Source organism: Pandoraea thiooxydans, assembly GCF_001931675.1.
GTDB lineage: Bacteria > Pseudomonadota > Gammaproteobacteria > Burkholderiales > Burkholderiaceae > Pandoraea > Pandoraea thiooxydans.
Map to the genome: position 1 here is coordinate 1630308 of NZ_CP014839.1, position 15774 is coordinate 1646081.

The window sequence follows — 15774 nt, forward strand, 5'->3', positions numbered from 1 at the left end:
GCGGTGGTGCCAATCATCCCCCACTCAAGCGCGAACTGAGCGTGGCGGCGCACGCAGTTTTCAGCCAACGCCAAGTCAGCGCCCGCGCGCAGCAGAGCCCCGGTCAGGCGTCTTGCCTCCAGACGCCAGACAGCCTCGACGGGGCACGTCATCCGCCGTGCTTGATGGTGGCCAGCTGGTCGCGGATGATGCGCTCGGCGTCTTCCGGCGGCAGGTCGATGCCACCCATCAGCGGGCGTACTTCGATGCAACAAGGCTGGCCAGGAAATGGCGCCGGAAAGCGCCGCGCCCAGGCCAGCGCTTCGTTGCGTGAGCGCACCTCGATCAGCGTGTAGCCGGCAATCAGCTCCTTTGTCTCGACGAACGGGCCGTCCGTGACGAGTACCTCACCGGCGGCATCGTATTGCACGCGAAACCCCTGACTGCTGGGCTGCAGGCCGGCGCCATCGAGCAGCACGCCGGCCTTGGCCATCTCGTCGTGGAAGGCCATCATGCGCGGCACGAGCGTAGGGTCATCAGGGAACTCGCCGGCTTCGCTCATTGCGGTGGCGCGAACCTGGATCATATAACGGGGCATGACAGTCTCCTAAAGTGGTTACCTTATATGACGAACGACGGCGTCCCGTTTCGACAGACTCGTCCTTGGTCGAGACACTCCATCGCTCCGGCGCTCCTGATACCGGTCTATCCACCGTTGGCCAATCTTGACCGGATCTCGGCAACCGAAAGGTCGCGGTGATGGGTGGCAATCTGCCATGTGTTTCCCCACGGATCTCTTACCATCGCTCGCCTGTCGCCGTAGGGCATATCGGCCGGGACTTCGAGCGAGACCGCATTCGCCGCGATCGCTCGATGAAAGGTCGAATCGGCGTCCTCGACGTAGACATACAGAAACGCCGGCATCGGTTCACGGAGGCGGTCTGCGCCGCTAACCATCACGATGGAATCGCCGATCATGATTTCGGCAGGCAGCCCGTGGTGGCATTCGCCTTGTGCCCGAAACACCATCTTGAGGAATGTGATCAGGTTTCCCGGATCCCGGACGACGATTCGGGGCGTAACGGTATGCCAACCATCCGGCTGAAATCTAGCCATGTCGCGCGACCTCGGAAGAGATTCTCAGGGGCATTGTTCTCCGTGCACCGGATATGTGCAAAGGGCGGCGTTCCGCCGCGGGGCGATTGTGTGGCGAGCGGCGGGGGCGGGCTCTGAAGCGTCGTCCGTTCCTGGTACCACAGGGCCGTTCGACTTGCGACGACGACCCAGGGGCACCCAAGACCATGGCTATTCGACTGTTTGCTCCGATCAGCCCTATGCAGCGCAGCAGATCGCACGTCCGAAAAATATCGTCGATCTGTTCGGAATGCTGCCGGAACAGTGCGCCAGATTTGCGGCCAGGCTATTCGTGGCGCCAAAGCGTAACGGTTGCGGAGGTTCGCGGCCATATCCTTACGGAGTGCCTGTTGCGCTTTTGCTTCGGGCTTAACCCAGGGAATCGGGCCGGAATTTGACTTTGGTCAAGCACGGTGAAGCGCCCAGGGTATTCAATGATGGCATCCCGATTCAGACGGAAAAATGGACGGACACGATCATGAATATTTTCATGCGACGCTTCGGGTTGGGCGCCGCGCTGTTGACGGCGTTGACTTTGGCAACGCCCGCAGCCCGCGCACAACAACAGAAGAGCATTGACGGCTTGCACGTCAACATCGGCGTGGTGGTCGCCCAGTGGGCCCAACACTTTCCGGAAGAATCGACCTCGCACCCGAACCTTGGCAAGGCGGGTAGCGACCATCATTTGGTGGTGAGCCTCACCGACAAAAAAACCGGAGCGAAGGTTGCCGACGCCGAGGTCAGCGCCGATGTTCGGGGCCCGAACCGGCAAGTGCAGGAAAAAAAGCTGGTGCCTCGCGTCACCAGCGGAGTGCCTGATTACAGCGAAACCTTCGACATGAGCAGGCCGGGGCGCTACAGAATCACCGTCTACGTCAAGACCAAGGCGCACCCCAAGCCGCTCGTCGCAAGATTGAATTGGACCAACCCCGGTTGATCCGATGCGTCCATCCCATCTCGCTTCGCAAACATTCGAGTGACCGCCTGGATCCCGACCAGCGGAGCTGGGGTTCTGCCAGGCGCAACATAGTCGAGGTCGAGCGGGCTTGCCTTTGCCGCCCGGCGTCCGTATCGGCGCGCTTCACGTGCCGGCCACCAGCGAACGCGACAAGCCTCAGGCCGATGCCGACTGGCGTAACGTCCTGGCCAGCAAATCGTGCAGGCTATCGACGGCCTTCGAGCCACGCGAATCGCGGCTTCTGTAGACCGCCACTTCCATCGGTTCGAGCGGCCCAAGGCCTTCGTCGCGGCCCAGAATCCGCAGATGCCCGGGCGTGCTGCACTGCGTGAGCGCGGCCACCGCCAACCCGCTTTCGACTGCCGCGATTTGCCCGGCAAGACTGGAGCTGTTGTAGACCACTTTGTACCGACGGCCCTGCTGCGCGAGCGAATGAATTGCGCTGCGTCGCGCCAGACTCGCGCTTTCGTAGACGGCGATCGGTATCGGATCGCGTCGCCACAGCTCGAACTGCGCCGCGCCGACCCAGACCATGGGCTCGTGAAACAGCAGGGTGCCGCGCCGTGCGTGATCGCGCGAGACCAGCGCGATGTCCAGTTCGCCGCTCGCCACGCGCGGGATGAGCGAGGTGGATTGCTCGCAGATCAGCTCGATTTCGACACCGCTGTACCGCGGTGCGAACCGCTTGAGCACCGGCGTCAGATAACTCCCCGCATAGTCGTCGGGCACGCCGAGCCTCACCCGCCCGGTGAGTTGCTCGCCGTGCAGTGCAAGCTGCGCTTGCGCATGCAAGTCGAGAATGCGACGCGCGTAGCCGAGCAGCGTCTGGCCATCTTGGGTGAGGGCGAGCGTGCGTGAGCCGCGCTCGATGAGCCGCAGTCCGAGGGCGCTCTCGAGCTTTTTGAGCTGCATGCTTACTGCCGACTGTGACCGATGTACCTCGCCCGTGGCGCCCGACAGAGAGCCCGCATCGACCACGGCGACGAAGCATCTTAGCCAATCTGTCTGCAAATCGCCCTGTTTCATCGCTTTTACCCGCTTTCGATTTTCGAATGGATAGTCGCTGAATTATGCGCTTTTCGTTGGATCAATGGCGGCGCACACTGGATGCATGAATACCAGCGAGCCCATCCAGGATGCAACCGCCGGCTTCGTGACGACCCGCTCGTCGAGCGGCATATGGCCGTTCGTCCTGGGTTGCGCGCTGCTTGGCACGATCGGCATCTTTGTGAAAAATGCCAATGCCGATCCGTTGACGGTAACGTGGTTTCGCTGTGCGTTCGGCCTGATCGGCCTGACGCTTTGGGTGATATCGCGCCGCCAGACCAGATTTCTTCGACTGACGCGAGCGAGCGCACCCTGGGTGTTGGCCGCAGGTTCCTTGATGGTGGTGAGCTGGGGCCTGTTCTTTTCCGCCATCGAGCGAATATCGGCGGGGGTCGCAATCGTGCTGTTTCAGTTCCAGCAGATGTGGGTGCTGGTGTTGGGCGCCCTGGTCCTGGGGGAGCCGATTGGCCGGCGGCGTATTGGCGCGGTCTCGGCGGCGATGGTTGGCCTTGTGCTGGCGACGGGAATCGCCGAGCACCAGGCAAGCGGTGACGTTCGGCAAGGTTATTGGCTCGGGGTTGCCTTCTGCGTGGTGGGCGCGTTCTGCATGGCCTGGGTAACGATTATCGCCTGGCGTTTGCGCGAGTTGCCGGCGGGTATTCTCGCCTGGTGGCAATGCGCGATCGGCACGCTGACATTGTGGGTCTGGCCGATGCAGCACGGCTGGCCCGCGTTGGGCACTGCGTGGCTGTGGCTTGCCGGGCTCGGCACCATCCACACAGGTTTGGCCTATACGTTGATATATGGTGGCATGGCGCGCATGAGCACCGGCCGCATCGCGTTGTTTCAATTCGTCTATCCGGCGGTCGCGATCGTCGTTGACCGGCTCTACTTCGGGCGGCATTTGAGCAGTCTGCAACTGATGGGAATCGTATTGATGTCGGTGGCAATCCTGTCTGCCGAACGGGCCCGCGCAGTATCGCGAACGCGGCCTGGCGGCACCGAGCCGAATGAAATAAACGGGGCCTGATCACGCTGCGCAAAGAGTAAGATCCAATCAATGCTGCCCGGATTGATCGGCGTAAGCGCCGCCAGTCGCGCAGTGGCCGGGTCAAGTCTCGTCGTCTGGCGCCAACTCGCGCTCGATGGAATGCATGCCCCGTTCGATGCCGTCCCGCACCGCTTCGGCCTCGGTCAGCCATTCTGGCTGAACCGCCTCCGGGCGAACTTCCGCTACTTCGCCGTCCGCACTGCGCACGCTGACCTTGGTCCGCCACACGCCAAGCCCGGTTTGCTCGGGTTGCACGTTGATTTCGTAACCCTTGTGCATCAAGGAATGCATCTGCATGATCGGCTCCAATAGCAAAGCCGCGCAATAGCACGGGCTCGCGCAAGCGCGAGTCGGCATCGCCACGTGCGGTGCGCGGAAAAGAGTAACGGGTACCTTGAAGTTTAGTGCCTAAGCCAGGCAATTGTCGCTTCCTTCGCGAGCCCGATGGCGCCCACGCGTCGTCCGAGCAGGGCGCGTGAACACTTTACGTCACGCCGTCCTCGCCACCGCCCTTGCTCGGCGAACCCCGGCGCCGTTCGATATCGATTCGCGTGCATAGCGCGCGAATTCTTGCGGTGCGCCCGGCATGGCGCACCCACTAGGAGGTGAAAGTCCTCTACCCGCCCGGCAAGGGGAAGGGTTAGCCAAAGGCAAGGGTTCTCCGGGCGACTGGAGGTCTGAAGGAAGCCGGATGGCAAAGCGCTGGCCTGACGAACAGGAAGCGGATATGAGGCGTGGCGGCTGGGTAAGGAGGCCGTAATCTCCGAAGCCCGAAACTTGCACCGACGCTGGTCACGTAGATCCGACAGGCATAAGCGTGAAAGTGTGTGCGCAATACCCGGGGAGATCTGTTCGGGTGCTGGGGCGACCCGGCTACCGGCGTCGCAAGGCGACGGGATGCGCGAACAGAAGTCAGCAGAGGGCATAGTAGGTCGAGGCGAAGGTGGCGAGCCGATGAGCACCGAGGCCGAAGGCCCGAACAGAGGATACCGAGAGTAGGACGGATGATCTCGACGCCGGTTACAGAGGCAGAAGCCCTGGCAACAGGGGCCACGGACACGAGGGGCGGCCGGAAGCCGCAGGATAGTGTTCGGGGTGCGGAGACGGGCGCGGCGACAGACGGGCGAACGAAATCGGAGGACGACTCGCTGATGGCGCGAGTCGTGGATCGCGCGAACATGCGGCTGGCGTATCGGCGAGTGCTGAGGAACAAAGGCTCGGCTGGGGTAGATGGCCTGAACACGGAGGACCTGGGCGACTGGCTCAAGATGCACTGGCCGAGTGTGAGGCAAGCGCTGCTGGACGGGACGTATATTCCACGAGCCGTGCGCCGAGTGGACATTCCCAAGCCGACGGGCGGGGTGCGCACGCTCGGGGTGCCGACCGTGGTAGATCGGCTCATCCAGCAGGCAATACATCAAGTGCTACAACCGATCTTCGAGCCGACGTTCTCGGCAAGTAGTTTCGGTTTCCGGCCGGGCAAGAGCGCGCTGGATGCTGTGCGTCAAGCGCAAGCTCATGTCCAAGGTGGTCAGCATTGGGTGGTGGACATCGACTTGGAGAAGTTCTTCGATCGGGTCAACCACGACGTGCTGATGGCCCGAGTTGCGCGGCATGTGCAAGACAGAACAGTGCTGAAGCTGATTCGTCGCTTCCTGGAAGCGGGGATGATGGCCGAAGGGCTGATCCAGGAGCGCACGGAAGGCACGCCACAAGGCGGACCGCTCTCGCCCCTGCTGTCCAACATCTTGCTGAGCGACTTGGATCGGAAACTGGAGAGCCGGGGTCTGGCGTTCTGCCGATACGCGGACGACTGCAACATCTATGTCGGCAGCAAAACGGCGGGACGCCGGGTCATGGCGAGCATCAGGGTCTATCTCGAGAGGGCCTTGAAGCTGCGCGTGAACGAGGCCAAGAGCGCGGTGGCCCCGCCAAGTACCCGCAAATTCCTGGGTTACCGGGTAGCGGTACGGCAGGGCCAGGCGCACATCCGCGTCGCACCCGAGAGCATCAAGCGATTGGTTGATCGGGTGCGTGCGCTGCTGCGTCAGGGACGCGGGTGGTCCCTGGCACACACGATCCAAGCGCTCAACCCGCTGCTGCGCGGTTGGGCTACATACTTCCGCTTGAACGACCAGCGACGGCGGATGGAAGACTTGGACGGATGGCTGCGTCGACGCTTACGCTGTCTGCTCTGGCGGCAGTGGAAGCGGCCCCGCACGCGGGAGCGCCGACTGCTTGAGCTGGGGCTGCGCCCCGACCGGGCATGGAAATCCAGCGTCAACGGGCGTGGCCCCTGGTGGAATGCCGGGTCCCACCACCTGAAGCAAGCATTACCCAACGCCTATTTCGAGGTGCGGGGACTGATCTCGATCCGCGCTACTGTGGATCGCCTTCAGCGTATCAACTGAACCGCCGTATGCGGAGCCGCACGTACGGTGGTGTGGGCGGGCTGAGGGGGTAACTCCTCACCCGACCCGATCGGCCGGTTGAACCGTCGCGGGCAATCGCTGGCAGATCGCGAACTGCGGCAGCGCGGGCAGGCCGCTCGCCTTGGGCGTGAGCGGCTCCACGTCGGCCGGCAGGGTGGAGCCGAGCCAGGCGGTGAGCGCGAGGCCCGCGCGCACGGTTGCCGCGGTTGCTTCGATGTTGCCGTTCTCGAACACGCTGCGCCAGGCAATGCCCGCGTTGGTCAGTGCCTCGAGCACGATCGGACGGAACACGCAGCGTTCGTCGACCATCGACAGCGGCAAAGGCCGCTTTTGCCACGCGTTGCTGTCGCGCCCCTTGACCCATACCAGGGACTCGATGCGAAGCACTTCGCCATCGGCTTCGCTGGCGACGCATTCCACCAGCGAGACGTCCAGGCGGCCGCCGTCGATCGCTTCCTGCAGTTCAGACGAGGTGGCGCACACCAGCGAAATATCGACTTGCGGATGTGCCTCGGTGAACGCCTTCATCGCGGGCGTGAGCTGCGTGACGAGATCGTGAGGCACACCCACGCGCAGGGCTCCGCGCAGTGGCTGGGCGGTCATCTCGGCCCAGATTTCATCGTTGAGCCGCAGCAGCCGGCGCGCATTGGCGAGAAACTGCTCGCCTCGGCGCGACAGCCCCACCTTGCGCGTCTGGCGCACGAACAGTTCGCAGCCCAGTAGGTCTTCGAGGCGCTTTATCTGCTGGCTGACGGCGCCTTGCGTCATATGCAGCAGGTTCGCCGCGACCGTCATGCTGCCGCTATCAGCCACGGCGACGAATGTACGGATCAGATCGAGATCGAGGTTTCGGTTCATCGACACATTATGCCGCGTAATGTACGACATAAAAATTATTATCTTTTGCGATGTGCCGGCACTCCGTACAATCCAGCACTGATCTTCCCGAAAGGGCATCCGTGGCCCGGCTGCCGGCAATTGTCGCGATGGCGACGGAGAAGCCCGGCACTGCGCGCCACGTCTCTCGTTCCGAGTTGGAGACAAGCATGACTTCACATCCGTTTGCCGAGTCTTTCGATCTCGAGGCGGCTTTCGCCGGCGTCTCGGACTACTGGTCGCCCAAGGTCGTCGCGCAGGTCAACGATCAATACGTAAAAATCGCGAAGGTGCGCGGGGAGCTTGTGTGGCACGACCACGAGCACGAGGACGAATTGTTCTACATCGTGCGCGGGCATCTGAGGATCGAATATGAAAACGGGCGTGCAGTCGATCTGCCGGCGGGTTCGATGCACGTGGTGCCGCGCGGCACGCTGCACCATCCCGTCGCCGAGGATGAGTGCTGGGTCGTCCTGATCGAGCCCGTGCAGACCAAACATACGGGAAATGTCGAATCGCCGCAGACCCGTACGCTCGAAGAGCAGTTGCGTTAAGCGCGCTGCGATGGCCGGTCTCGCGCGCCGATGGTGAGGGCAGGGCTCCTGCCTGCCAGCGCAGACCAATGAGCCTATAGCCGGCCAAGCATCAAATCCAGGTTCTGCGCGGCGGCCCCGGACGCGCCTTTGCCGAGATTGTCGAAAACCGCGCTCAGTAGCACATGCCCGTGCTCCTGGTTGGCAAGCACATCGAGGCGCAGGTCGTCGGTGCCGTTCAGCGCGCACGGGTCAAGGTGCGTCAGGGCACTGGACTCCTCCAGCGACTGAACTTGCACGTGGGGCGCGCCGGCGTAGTGCCGCGCCAGACAGGCATGCAGCGCCGCGGCGTCCGTGCCGGGCGCCAACTGCCGCAGCGCCAGCGGTATGGTCAATACGATGCCCTGGCGGAACGCGCCATAGGCCGGCACGAAAATGGGCCGCTGCACGAGCCCGGCGTGCTGCTGAATCTCCGGAACATGCTTGTGCGCAAGCCCCAGGCCATAGACCTGATACGGCGACGCATTGGCGGCGTCCCGCCCCTCGTAGGTTTCGACCGCGGCCCGCCCGCCGCCGGAATAGCCCGACACAGCGTGAATGCTGATCGGGTATTGACCAGGGATGAGGCCGGCTTGCAGCAGCGGGCGCAGCAAACCAATCGCGCCGGTCGGATAGCAACCGGGATTGGTCACCCGGTGTGCCACTGCAATGTGCCGCGCCTGGCCGGGCATCATTTCAGGAAAGCCATAGGTCCAATCGGGATGCGTGCGGTGCGCGGAACTGGCGTCGATGACCCTGACAGCCGGATTGACGATGAGGTCTACCGCCTCGCGTGCCGCCGCGTCGGGCAGGCACAGGATGGTGATGTCGCAGGCATTGAGGGCTTCGGCGCGCCGCCGCGGATCCTTGCGTTCGGTCACGGGCAACGTAAGCAGTTTCAGGTCGGTGCGCTCGCGCAACCGTTGGTGGATTTGCAACCCGGTGGTGCCCTGGTCGCCGTCGATGAAAACGAGTGGCAGGTTCATGCGTGGAAGACCCCGTTGACTGGCGGTAACAGAAAGGGAGAGCTCCCATTGTGCGGAAAGCTATAGAATAGAAAAAGTCGAATTTCATAATCATGAAATTCAGTTTTTCTGAATTGACACTCCGACATGCGAGAGATCAGCCTCGACCGCCTGCGTACCCTGGTCGCCATTGCCGATGGCGGCTCCTTTGCCGATGCGGCACGCAACCTGCACCTGGCGCCGCCGACCGTGAGCCTGCATATCGCCGAACTGGAGGAACGCATCGGGGCGCAACTGCTGTCACGCAAGCGCGGGCAAGTGCGGCCGACGGCCATCGGCGAAGCGCTGGTCGAGCGTGCGCGCCGCTTGCTTGCCGACGCGGCGCAGGCCATGGACGACGTGCAACGCCAGGTGATGGGCCTGGCGGGGCGCGTGCGGCTTGGCGCGTCGACCGGGGCGATCGCGCATCTGCTGCCACAGGCGCTCGACGAGTTACGCGAGCAGCATCCCGCGATCGACGTGCAGGTAGCGGTGCTAACCTCGCATGAGACGCTTGCGCGGCTTGCCGACGGCACGCTCGACGTCGGACTGGTCGCGCTGCCTCAACCCCCGGTAGCCGGTCTGGCCATCAAACCCTGGCGGCGCGACCCGGTGATGGCGTTCGTGCCGGCGCACTGGCGCTCGCCGGCACGCGCGACGCCCGAGTGGCTCGCCGCTCAGCCGCTGATTCTGAATGACGCGACCACGCGTCTGTCGCGCCTGACCACGGAATGGTTCGCCGCGGCCGGCCATCATCCGATGCCGCGAATCCAGCTCAACTACAACGATGCCATCAAGAGTCTGGTCGCGGCCGGGTACGGCGCGGCGCTGCTGCCCCATGAGTCCACCACGCCCACACCCGACCCGCGCATCGTGATGCGACCGTTGCGCCCCTCGTTATGGCGCCGCCTTGGCATCGCGCATCGTGCCGCAGGCGTCGAGCGTTCGACGCAGCACGTACTCGATGTGCTGTGGAAACAGCGGTTGGGGTAGCAATCATTGTCGGCTGTTTTGGACCGCTTCCTGGCGGGATGTCGCCAGGAGGCGGGGTAGGTGTGCGCACAGCGCTTGAAAGACGCTGCGCAGATCACCTCCTGGTCCGCCAGCGCGCTCTGGCTGGCAAGTCGGTCAGCCTGGCATCGGATGCGTCGGGAGGGGCGATACAGATGGCTCATCGACAAGGATCATATGATGCCTTGACGGCGCTGTGCGCGCCGATGGTCCGCCGAAAGCCATACGCTTGGCCTGCCTTGCGAATGGCAATACGGGCCGCCCGCACGCTGCATCAACGCGCCGCGTACGCCTTGCCATACGTCGCTTCCGACCCGCCGCCGAGCGCCTTGCAAAGCGTGACGAGATTCGTGTCGGCCGTGGCTTTGCTCCGTGCCAGCCTGCTTTGCGCCGCGAGGAGTCGCTTCTGCGCGGTGAGCACGTTGAGAAAGTCGGCCGCGCCGGCCTTGTATCGCTGCTGCGCGATGGCAAGCGCACGCTGGCTCAGGGCCACCACTTCGGCGAGGCGGTCGCGCCGGTGCTGTTCGGCCTCGTAGACGACGAGCGCATCGTCGACCTCCTGCCACGCCGTGAGCACGGTATGCTGGTAGTTGATCGCAGCTTCCTGCTGTTGTGCCTGGCGCAGGTGGAGCATGCCTGTGAGGCGCCCGCCCTCGAAGATTGGCAGTGAGATCGATGGCCCGACGACGAACTGACCGGATGCCCAACTGCCGAGATTCGAGAGCTGAAGGCTTTGGAAACCTGCGCTGCCGTTCAACGAGATGTTGGGGTAGAAGTCGGCTTTGGCAACGCCGATCAACGCCGTGGCAGCGTGCAGCTTGGCCTCGGCCATTCTGATATCGGGTCGGCGCCTCACCACCTCCGATGCAAAACCGATGGGTAATTGGCGAGGAAGTTGCGGTATCTCGCGCTGCGGTGCGAGCGTTTGACGCAGCGCGCCTGGCTCGCGCCCCAGTAACACGCCAATCGCGTTGATGATGGTCTCGCAATGCGATTTGAGCGTCGGTATCAGGCTTTTGATCGAAGCGGACTGGGAGGATGCGTTGGCGACGTCCAGCTCCGTCGTCACCCCGTCGCTCACGCGAATTCGCGTGAGCTTGACGGTCTCGCGGGCCACTCGCAGGTTCTGGCCCGCGATGCGGAGCAATGCCTGAGTCTCGCGCAATTCAATATAGTCGCGCGCGAGCTCGGCGCGGGCAGACGATAAAACCGCGTTGCGGTTTTCGTAAGCTGCTTGCGCGAGGGCCGTGGCGGCTTCGACTCCGCGCCGGTTCCGGCCCCAAATGTCGATTTCCCACGACGCGTCGAAGCCGGACTGGTACAGGTTATAGGCAGGCGACCCTTTGGAGCCCGGCATCGACGACACGCCGAGTGGCGCGCTGCCCGAGGCGGATTGTGGTTGCGTTTGCGACGGCGTGACGCCAAGCAGCGACAAAATGCCGTTTTCGCTGCCCCGCTCGCGCTCGTACGAGGCGGCGCCGGCCAATGTTGGATAGGAAACCGCGCCGGCTACGATTTGCTGGGCGCGGCTTTGCCGCAGGCGCGCCGACGCCGCGGCGACGTCGAGGTTCGCATCGGCCAGTTGCTTCTCCAGCGAGTCAAGTAGTGGATCGTCAAGCAGCGTCCACCACCGCACATTGAATTTGGACTCGACGGGCTTGCTCGCGGCATGCGCCGATGCGACGCGATTAAAGGTGGTGGGCGTGGCGGCGCGCGGACGCACGAAGTTCGGCCCCAAGGTACAACCCGTGATCGCGAGACTGGCCAATAGCGCAAGCACTGTCGCGCGCAAAGAGAATTCGCTCGTGCTCATGTCCTGTCAGCTCCGTGCATGCCATTGCCCATGACCGGCCGATCGTGATGTGGGCCGGTGACTACCTCGGTTTCAACGGAAAGCCCGACGCTCAATGCAGACGCAGCCCGTTGTCCGGGATCGATGGTGATCTTGACAGGTACGCGCTGCACGATTTTCGTGAAGTTGCCGGTGGCGTTATCGGGCGCGATCGGCGCAAAGCTCACGCCGGTGGCGGGCGCAAGGCTATTGACATGGCCGCGAATCACTACGCCTGGCAGGCTGTCGATGGTGATGCGCGCGATGGCGCCCCGCTGTACCCGAGCAATCTGGTTTTCCTGGAAGTTGGCAACCACGTAGGCTTTCGCGAGCGGGACGACCGCGAGCAACGGCGCGCCCGCCGTGACGAAGGCGCCCACCCGCGCCGAGCGGCGCCCCACCTTTCCGTCGAGCGGGGCACGGATCTCCGTATAGGACAAGTTGAGTTGGGCCTGCATGAGCGCTGCCTGGGAGCGCGCCAATGCGGCCACCGCCTTGGCGCGCCGGGCTTGCAGAACGGCGAGGTTCTGCAAGGTTGCTGTCAACGCGGCATGGTCGCGCGCCTGGCGCGCGAGTTGCTTGGCCAGCGCGCTCGAGGCGCGCTGCTGCTCCTGTGCGGTGCCCGCACCGGTTTCCGAAAGGTTCTGGTAGCGAGAGGCGTTGGCGCGCGCGAACGCGATGCTGGCCTGATCGGAGCGCAACGTCGCGCGCGCTTGCGCGACGTGCGATGGCTGCTGCGCGATCTCGGCGTCGTCGTTGGCAACCGCCGCTTTGGCCGCTGCCACGTTCGCCTGCGCAATCAGTAAGGCGGCGCGGAAGTCACGGTCATCGATGCGAACCAGCAACTGGCCGGCCTTCACCGTCTGGTTGTCGTTGACCAGCACTTGCGAAATTTGACCGGCTACGCGCGGTGCCACGAGTGTGAAATCGGCCTGTACGTAAGCATCGTTGGTCGATTCGGTATGCGGGGTGGCAAACAACGCCGCGCAGCCCCAGGCAGCAAAGCCGAGCGCGGCGACCGCCGCGGCAATGGGGATAGTCTTGGGAGACAAACGGGTGACACTTGACATGAATGGGGGGCCCTCAATGGGAATGGGGTTGCGTGGCAATCCACGGCGGATAGATGCGCACAGGTAGCACCGTCACGAGCAACAGCAGGGCGACGGCCAGACCGCCCATCACGCGATACAGATCCGCCGAAGTCAGTACCAGGGCCTGCTCGTGGACGCGTTGGGCGAGTTGGCCAAGTCCATGCGCCGCGCCGATGCCTCGGCTTGCGATGAGTGGGTTGTTGCCTAAATGGTCTACCAGCACGTTCGAATGAAACCGCTCCCGCTCGGTACCCATGCCTTCTATGAACGCGGTTGCCACGGCTGCGGAGAACGTCTTGAGAGAGTTGAACATCGCCGAGGCGAACGGCCCTTCAATTGGCGGCAAGCCTGTCGTGACGCCCATCAGGATCGACATGATCACCATCGGCTGAGCTGCGATCTGCAGGGACTGCAGCAGGTAGAAGTTGTCGCGAATCCACGCCGAGGTCATACAACTGCCAAGCAGGCAGGTCGTCGCCATCAAGCCCAGCCCACCGGCCAGGATCCAGCGACGGTCGACCGATCGCAGGTTCAGCACGGCGGCCGTGAGGGGCAGTGTGACTAACAGGGGGATCGCCACCAGCAGCGACAGGGGCGCTGCCTGTAGCGGCCGGTAGCCATGAACCTCGACGAGATAATGCCCCGGTATAGCGGCCAAGCCCACTAACAGGACCACCGCGCCGGCCAAAGTCAGCAGCCCGTGCGTGAAGTTCCGGCGGGACAGCATTTGCAGCATGAAGAAGCGATGCGGGTGAAACCATTCGTTGACGAGAAACACCGCAAGCAACAGCGTTCCGCCCAGGAGCATCACACGGATGAAGTCGGAATTCAGCCAGTCGAGACGGTCGCCTTGCAGCAGGCCGACGACCAGCATCGCGATAGCTGGAAATCCGGTCACCAAGCCAGTCCAGTTGAATGACCGGAAGCGTTCGAGCTTGAGTGGATCCGACGGAAGCCCCCAATGGATCGCGATACAACTCACCACGCCAAGCGGCACGACTTGCAGAAAGGTCATGCGCCAATTGACATACTCGATCCACAACGCCGCGAGCGGCGTGCCGAGTGCCGGCCCGACCGTTGCAGTGAGCGCGTATCCGGCCAGACCGTACAGCTTGATCTTCGGCGGGAGGTAGCGCAGCGCCACGATGATCAGCATCGGCGGCAGGCACCCGCCAGCGATGCCTTGCAGGATACGCAATGCATAAAGCACGGGTAGGTTCGGCGCGAGCGGGCATAAGACCCCGAGGCACATGGTGACGAGCACGGCGCCGATCGTGAAGCGCTTGAGCGTGAAGGTAATGCCGAACCACGGGGCAAACACCATCGTGGCAACGTTGCCCGCCTCGAACAGCGCGCTAAGCCAGGTCCCGTCGTCGTGGCCGATCGACAACGCTCCCTGGATATCGACCAGTGCCGATGCGGTGACATGCTCGTTGACTATCGCCAGCAGGGAGGCGAGCAGCATTCCCATCAGGCCGATGGCTACCGGTAGCGACAGTGTGGCGTACCCGGTCGCCGCTCCGGCCTTGGGGCGCATTGACGCGGCCGTCTCCCGGAACGGCGCGGACGGCGAGGTCGGCGAGGTCGGCATCGTTGTCGTTCGGCTCGGGCTAATGACTGAAGAATTACCGTTGCTCATAAGGCCCGCGGATTACGTGCGTTTGGGAAGGAGCGGGTGTTCTTGCATTGCCGACGCAGCACACCCGTTCGAGACGTTCGATTCACTATCGGCATGGTTGGGCCTCACGCTGCGGCCGGCACGTCCGCAAAATATTGGGGCGCTTCGCGACGGTCGAACATGCCGTACTCTCGGATGATGCGAACCTGTCGTACGCGGGCATGCTGTGGCGTTGTCGCGGCGCGTTCGAACACTTCGGCGGCGTCGCGATCGCGCCACGTTGCCAGCACGATGACGTCGCCTGGCGTGAGCAGCGCGTCGAATGCATCCCAAGCGACCAAGCCTGGCGCATCCAGGGCGAGGCCAAGCGAGTTTGCGAGCGCTGCGGCACCCGCTTGCCGCGGCTGGTCAGCCGCGACTTTTGCCTCGATCAGCGTCACGGCGGTGCCGGCACCCACCTGGGTGACGTCCAAGCGCTGCTCCTGCAAGACCTGTCCAGCGGGTAGATCGGTATCCGTGACGACTTGCCCGATGCGCAGGTGATAGTCGGAAAACACGCGATCGCGCGCTGCTTGTTGCACGTGATGGTGCTTCGTGCTGGTGCGCCAGCGCACCAGCGCCTTCTCGTCGCGCCAACTCGATAGCGAGAGGAGCCATCCGTCGCGTGTGAGGCTGGCATAACGGTTGTTGTCGATGAACCCATCGATCTGTTCCAATTCCGGGCGCAGTAACTTTGCCATGGCAAGGTAGGCATTGAACTGTTCGGGGATCGGTTTGACTTCAAGCATGGCGGTGAACATGGCGGACTCTCCGGTTGGCTGATCTTGACGACGTGATGTGGAAGACGCGTGGCACGCGCGTCGCCGGCTGGCTCCGCAGGTTGTCGAGGCCACGCGGGGCGTGAATTGATTATCCGAGACGGGGCGTGTTTCCTAAAGCGTTACCAGGTCGGGTTTTGGGCCAATGAGTGAATGAATTTTGCCAAGGCAATTGCAACGGCCCCGACAACCGTCGTAAGCTGAAAGAGTCTTTTTCCAAGGTGGTAATAACACCGATGAAATGACGAGAAATTCGCTGATATAACAGGGCGTACGGGGCGGCCTCGTGCCGCCGGATCCAAAGCGATCGGCGACGGCCGTAGGGTTTTAGGCTTTCCGGTGAGCCAGTCGG

At 63.4% G+C, this 15774-nt stretch carries 15 protein-coding genes; 5 read left to right on the forward strand and 10 right to left on the reverse strand.

Annotated elements, in window-relative coordinates; all coding sequences use genetic code 11:
- Window positions 1–148: 148 nt before the first annotated feature.
- Both PATSB16_RS07460 and PATSB16_RS07465 read right to left on the reverse strand, forming a co-directional pair.
- On the reverse strand, window positions 149–577 hold the full coding sequence (locus PATSB16_RS07460; protein ID WP_047213501.1) for a YciI family protein: 429 nt from the start codon (window positions 575–577) through the stop codon (window positions 149–151).
- Window positions 578–684: 107 nt separating this feature from the next.
- Complete coding sequence (locus tag PATSB16_RS07465) at window positions 685–1095, reverse strand: VOC family protein (protein ID WP_047213502.1); 411 nt, start codon at window positions 1093–1095, stop codon at window positions 685–687.
- 496 nt (window positions 1096–1591) lie between these two features.
- On the opposite strand from PATSB16_RS07465, the gene PATSB16_RS07470 reads away from it, so the two are divergent.
- Window positions 1592–2050 carry a hypothetical protein gene (locus PATSB16_RS07470; RefSeq protein ID WP_156884650.1) on the forward strand — a complete coding sequence of 153 codons (459 nt, stop codon included), beginning with the start codon at window positions 1592–1594 and terminating at the stop codon, window positions 2048–2050.
- Window positions 2051–2227: 177 nt separating this feature from the next.
- On the opposite strand, the gene PATSB16_RS07475 is transcribed toward PATSB16_RS07470, so the two are convergent.
- A complete protein-coding gene (locus tag PATSB16_RS07475) occupies window positions 2228–3097 on the reverse strand; it encodes a LysR family transcriptional regulator (RefSeq protein ID WP_047213504.1) in 870 nt (289 codons plus the stop codon).
- Between the two features lie 85 nt (window positions 3098–3182).
- Here PATSB16_RS07475 and PATSB16_RS07480 point away from each other — a divergent pair, with 85 nt between their 5' ends.
- Window positions 3183–4148, forward strand: a complete 966-nt coding sequence (locus PATSB16_RS07480; RefSeq protein ID WP_083566719.1) for a DMT family transporter — start codon at window positions 3183–3185, stop codon at window positions 4146–4148.
- Between the two features lie 81 nt (window positions 4149–4229).
- Here the strand turns inward: PATSB16_RS07480 and PATSB16_RS07485 are convergent, their stop codons facing one another.
- Window positions 4230–4466, reverse strand: a complete 237-nt coding sequence (locus PATSB16_RS07485) for a DUF6566 family protein (protein ID WP_052892610.1) — start codon at window positions 4464–4466, stop codon at window positions 4230–4232.
- 707 nt (window positions 4467–5173) lie between these two features.
- On the opposite strand from PATSB16_RS07485, the gene ltrA reads away from it, so the two are divergent.
- Window positions 5174–6580: a group II intron reverse transcriptase/maturase gene (gene ltrA, locus PATSB16_RS07490; protein ID WP_052892611.1), complete on the forward strand. Its 1407-nt coding sequence runs from the start codon at window positions 5174–5176 to the stop codon at window positions 6578–6580.
- A 57-nt stretch (window positions 6581–6637) separates the two neighbouring features.
- Here the strand turns inward: ltrA and PATSB16_RS07495 are convergent, their stop codons facing one another.
- Window positions 6638–7459, reverse strand: a complete 822-nt coding sequence (locus PATSB16_RS07495; protein ID WP_047216365.1) for a LysR family transcriptional regulator — start codon at window positions 7457–7459, stop codon at window positions 6638–6640.
- 188 nt (window positions 7460–7647) lie between these two features.
- Here PATSB16_RS07495 and PATSB16_RS07500 point away from each other — a divergent pair, with 188 nt between their 5' ends.
- Window positions 7648–8031, forward strand: a complete 384-nt coding sequence (locus PATSB16_RS07500; RefSeq protein WP_047213507.1) for a cupin domain-containing protein — start codon at window positions 7648–7650, stop codon at window positions 8029–8031.
- 74 nt (window positions 8032–8105) lie between these two features.
- Here PATSB16_RS07500 and argC read toward each other — a convergent pair whose 3' ends face one another.
- On the reverse strand, window positions 8106–9035 hold the full coding sequence (gene argC / locus PATSB16_RS07505; protein WP_047213508.1) for an N-acetyl-gamma-glutamyl-phosphate reductase: 930 nt from the start codon (window positions 9033–9035) through the stop codon (window positions 8106–8108).
- 126 nt (window positions 9036–9161) lie between these two features.
- Here argC and PATSB16_RS07510 point away from each other — a divergent pair, with 126 nt between their 5' ends.
- Window positions 9162–10046 (forward strand): LysR family transcriptional regulator, encoded by an 885-nt coding sequence (locus PATSB16_RS07510; RefSeq protein WP_047213509.1) that lies wholly within the window; start codon window positions 9162–9164, stop codon window positions 10044–10046.
- Window positions 10047–10338: 292 nt separating this feature from the next.
- Here the strand turns inward: PATSB16_RS07510 and PATSB16_RS07515 are convergent, their stop codons facing one another.
- The 4 genes from PATSB16_RS07515 to PATSB16_RS07530 form a co-directional block, all read right to left on the reverse strand.
- Complete coding sequence (locus PATSB16_RS07515; protein WP_047213510.1) at window positions 10339–11877, reverse strand: efflux transporter outer membrane subunit; 1539 nt, start codon at window positions 11875–11877, stop codon at window positions 10339–10341.
- Window positions 11874–12965: an HlyD family secretion protein gene (locus PATSB16_RS07520; protein ID WP_047213512.1), complete on the reverse strand. Its 1092-nt coding sequence runs from the start codon at window positions 12963–12965 to the stop codon at window positions 11874–11876. Before PATSB16_RS07520 ends, PATSB16_RS07515 begins: the two co-directional genes overlap by 4 nt.
- A gap of 13 nt (window positions 12966–12978) precedes the next feature.
- Window positions 12979–14523 (reverse strand): MFS transporter, encoded by a 1545-nt coding sequence (locus PATSB16_RS07525; RefSeq protein ID WP_047216366.1) that lies wholly within the window; start codon window positions 14521–14523, stop codon window positions 12979–12981.
- A gap of 206 nt (window positions 14524–14729) precedes the next feature.
- Window positions 14730–15404, reverse strand: coding sequence for an antibiotic biosynthesis monooxygenase family protein (locus PATSB16_RS07530; protein WP_047213513.1), 675 nt, complete (start codon window positions 15402–15404; stop codon window positions 14730–14732).
- Between the last annotated feature and the right edge of the window lie 370 nt (window positions 15405–15774).

Coding starts and splice junctions, on each gene's coding strand:
- PATSB16_RS07460 (WP_047213501.1), bottom strand. CDS start 577: ATGCCCCGTTATATGATCCAGGTTCGCGCCACCGCAATGAGCGAAGCC.
- PATSB16_RS07465 (WP_047213502.1), bottom strand. CDS start 1,095: ATGGCTAGATTTCAGCCGGATGGTTGGCATACCGTTACGCCCCGAATC.
- PATSB16_RS07470 (WP_156884650.1), top strand. CDS start 1,592: ATGAATATTTTCATGCGACGCTTCGGGTTGGGCGCCGCGCTGTTGACG.
- PATSB16_RS07475 (WP_047213504.1), bottom strand. CDS start 3,097: ATGAAACAGGGCGATTTGCAGACAGATTGGCTAAGATGCTTCGTCGCC.
- PATSB16_RS07480 (WP_083566719.1), top strand. CDS start 3,183: ATGAATACCAGCGAGCCCATCCAGGATGCAACCGCCGGCTTCGTGACG.
- PATSB16_RS07485 (WP_052892610.1), bottom strand. CDS start 4,466: ATGCAGATGCATTCCTTGATGCACAAGGGTTACGAAATCAACGTGCAA.
- ltrA (WP_052892611.1), top strand. CDS start 5,174: ATGATCTCGACGCCGGTTACAGAGGCAGAAGCCCTGGCAACAGGGGCC.
- PATSB16_RS07495 (WP_047216365.1), bottom strand. CDS start 7,459: ATGAACCGAAACCTCGATCTCGATCTGATCCGTACATTCGTCGCCGTG.
- PATSB16_RS07500 (WP_047213507.1), top strand. CDS start 7,648: ATGACTTCACATCCGTTTGCCGAGTCTTTCGATCTCGAGGCGGCTTTC.
- argC (WP_047213508.1), bottom strand. CDS start 9,035: ATGAACCTGCCACTCGTTTTCATCGACGGCGACCAGGGCACCACCGGG.
- PATSB16_RS07510 (WP_047213509.1), top strand. CDS start 9,162: ATGCGAGAGATCAGCCTCGACCGCCTGCGTACCCTGGTCGCCATTGCC.
- PATSB16_RS07515 (WP_047213510.1), bottom strand. CDS start 11,877: ATGAGCACGAGCGAATTCTCTTTGCGCGCGACAGTGCTTGCGCTATTG.
- PATSB16_RS07520 (WP_047213512.1), bottom strand. CDS start 12,965: ATGTCAAGTGTCACCCGTTTGTCTCCCAAGACTATCCCCATTGCCGCG.
- PATSB16_RS07525 (WP_047216366.1), bottom strand. CDS start 14,523: ATGCGCCCCAAGGCCGGAGCGGCGACCGGGTACGCCACACTGTCGCTA.
- PATSB16_RS07530 (WP_047213513.1), bottom strand. CDS start 15,404: ATGTTCACCGCCATGCTTGAAGTCAAACCGATCCCCGAACAGTTCAAT.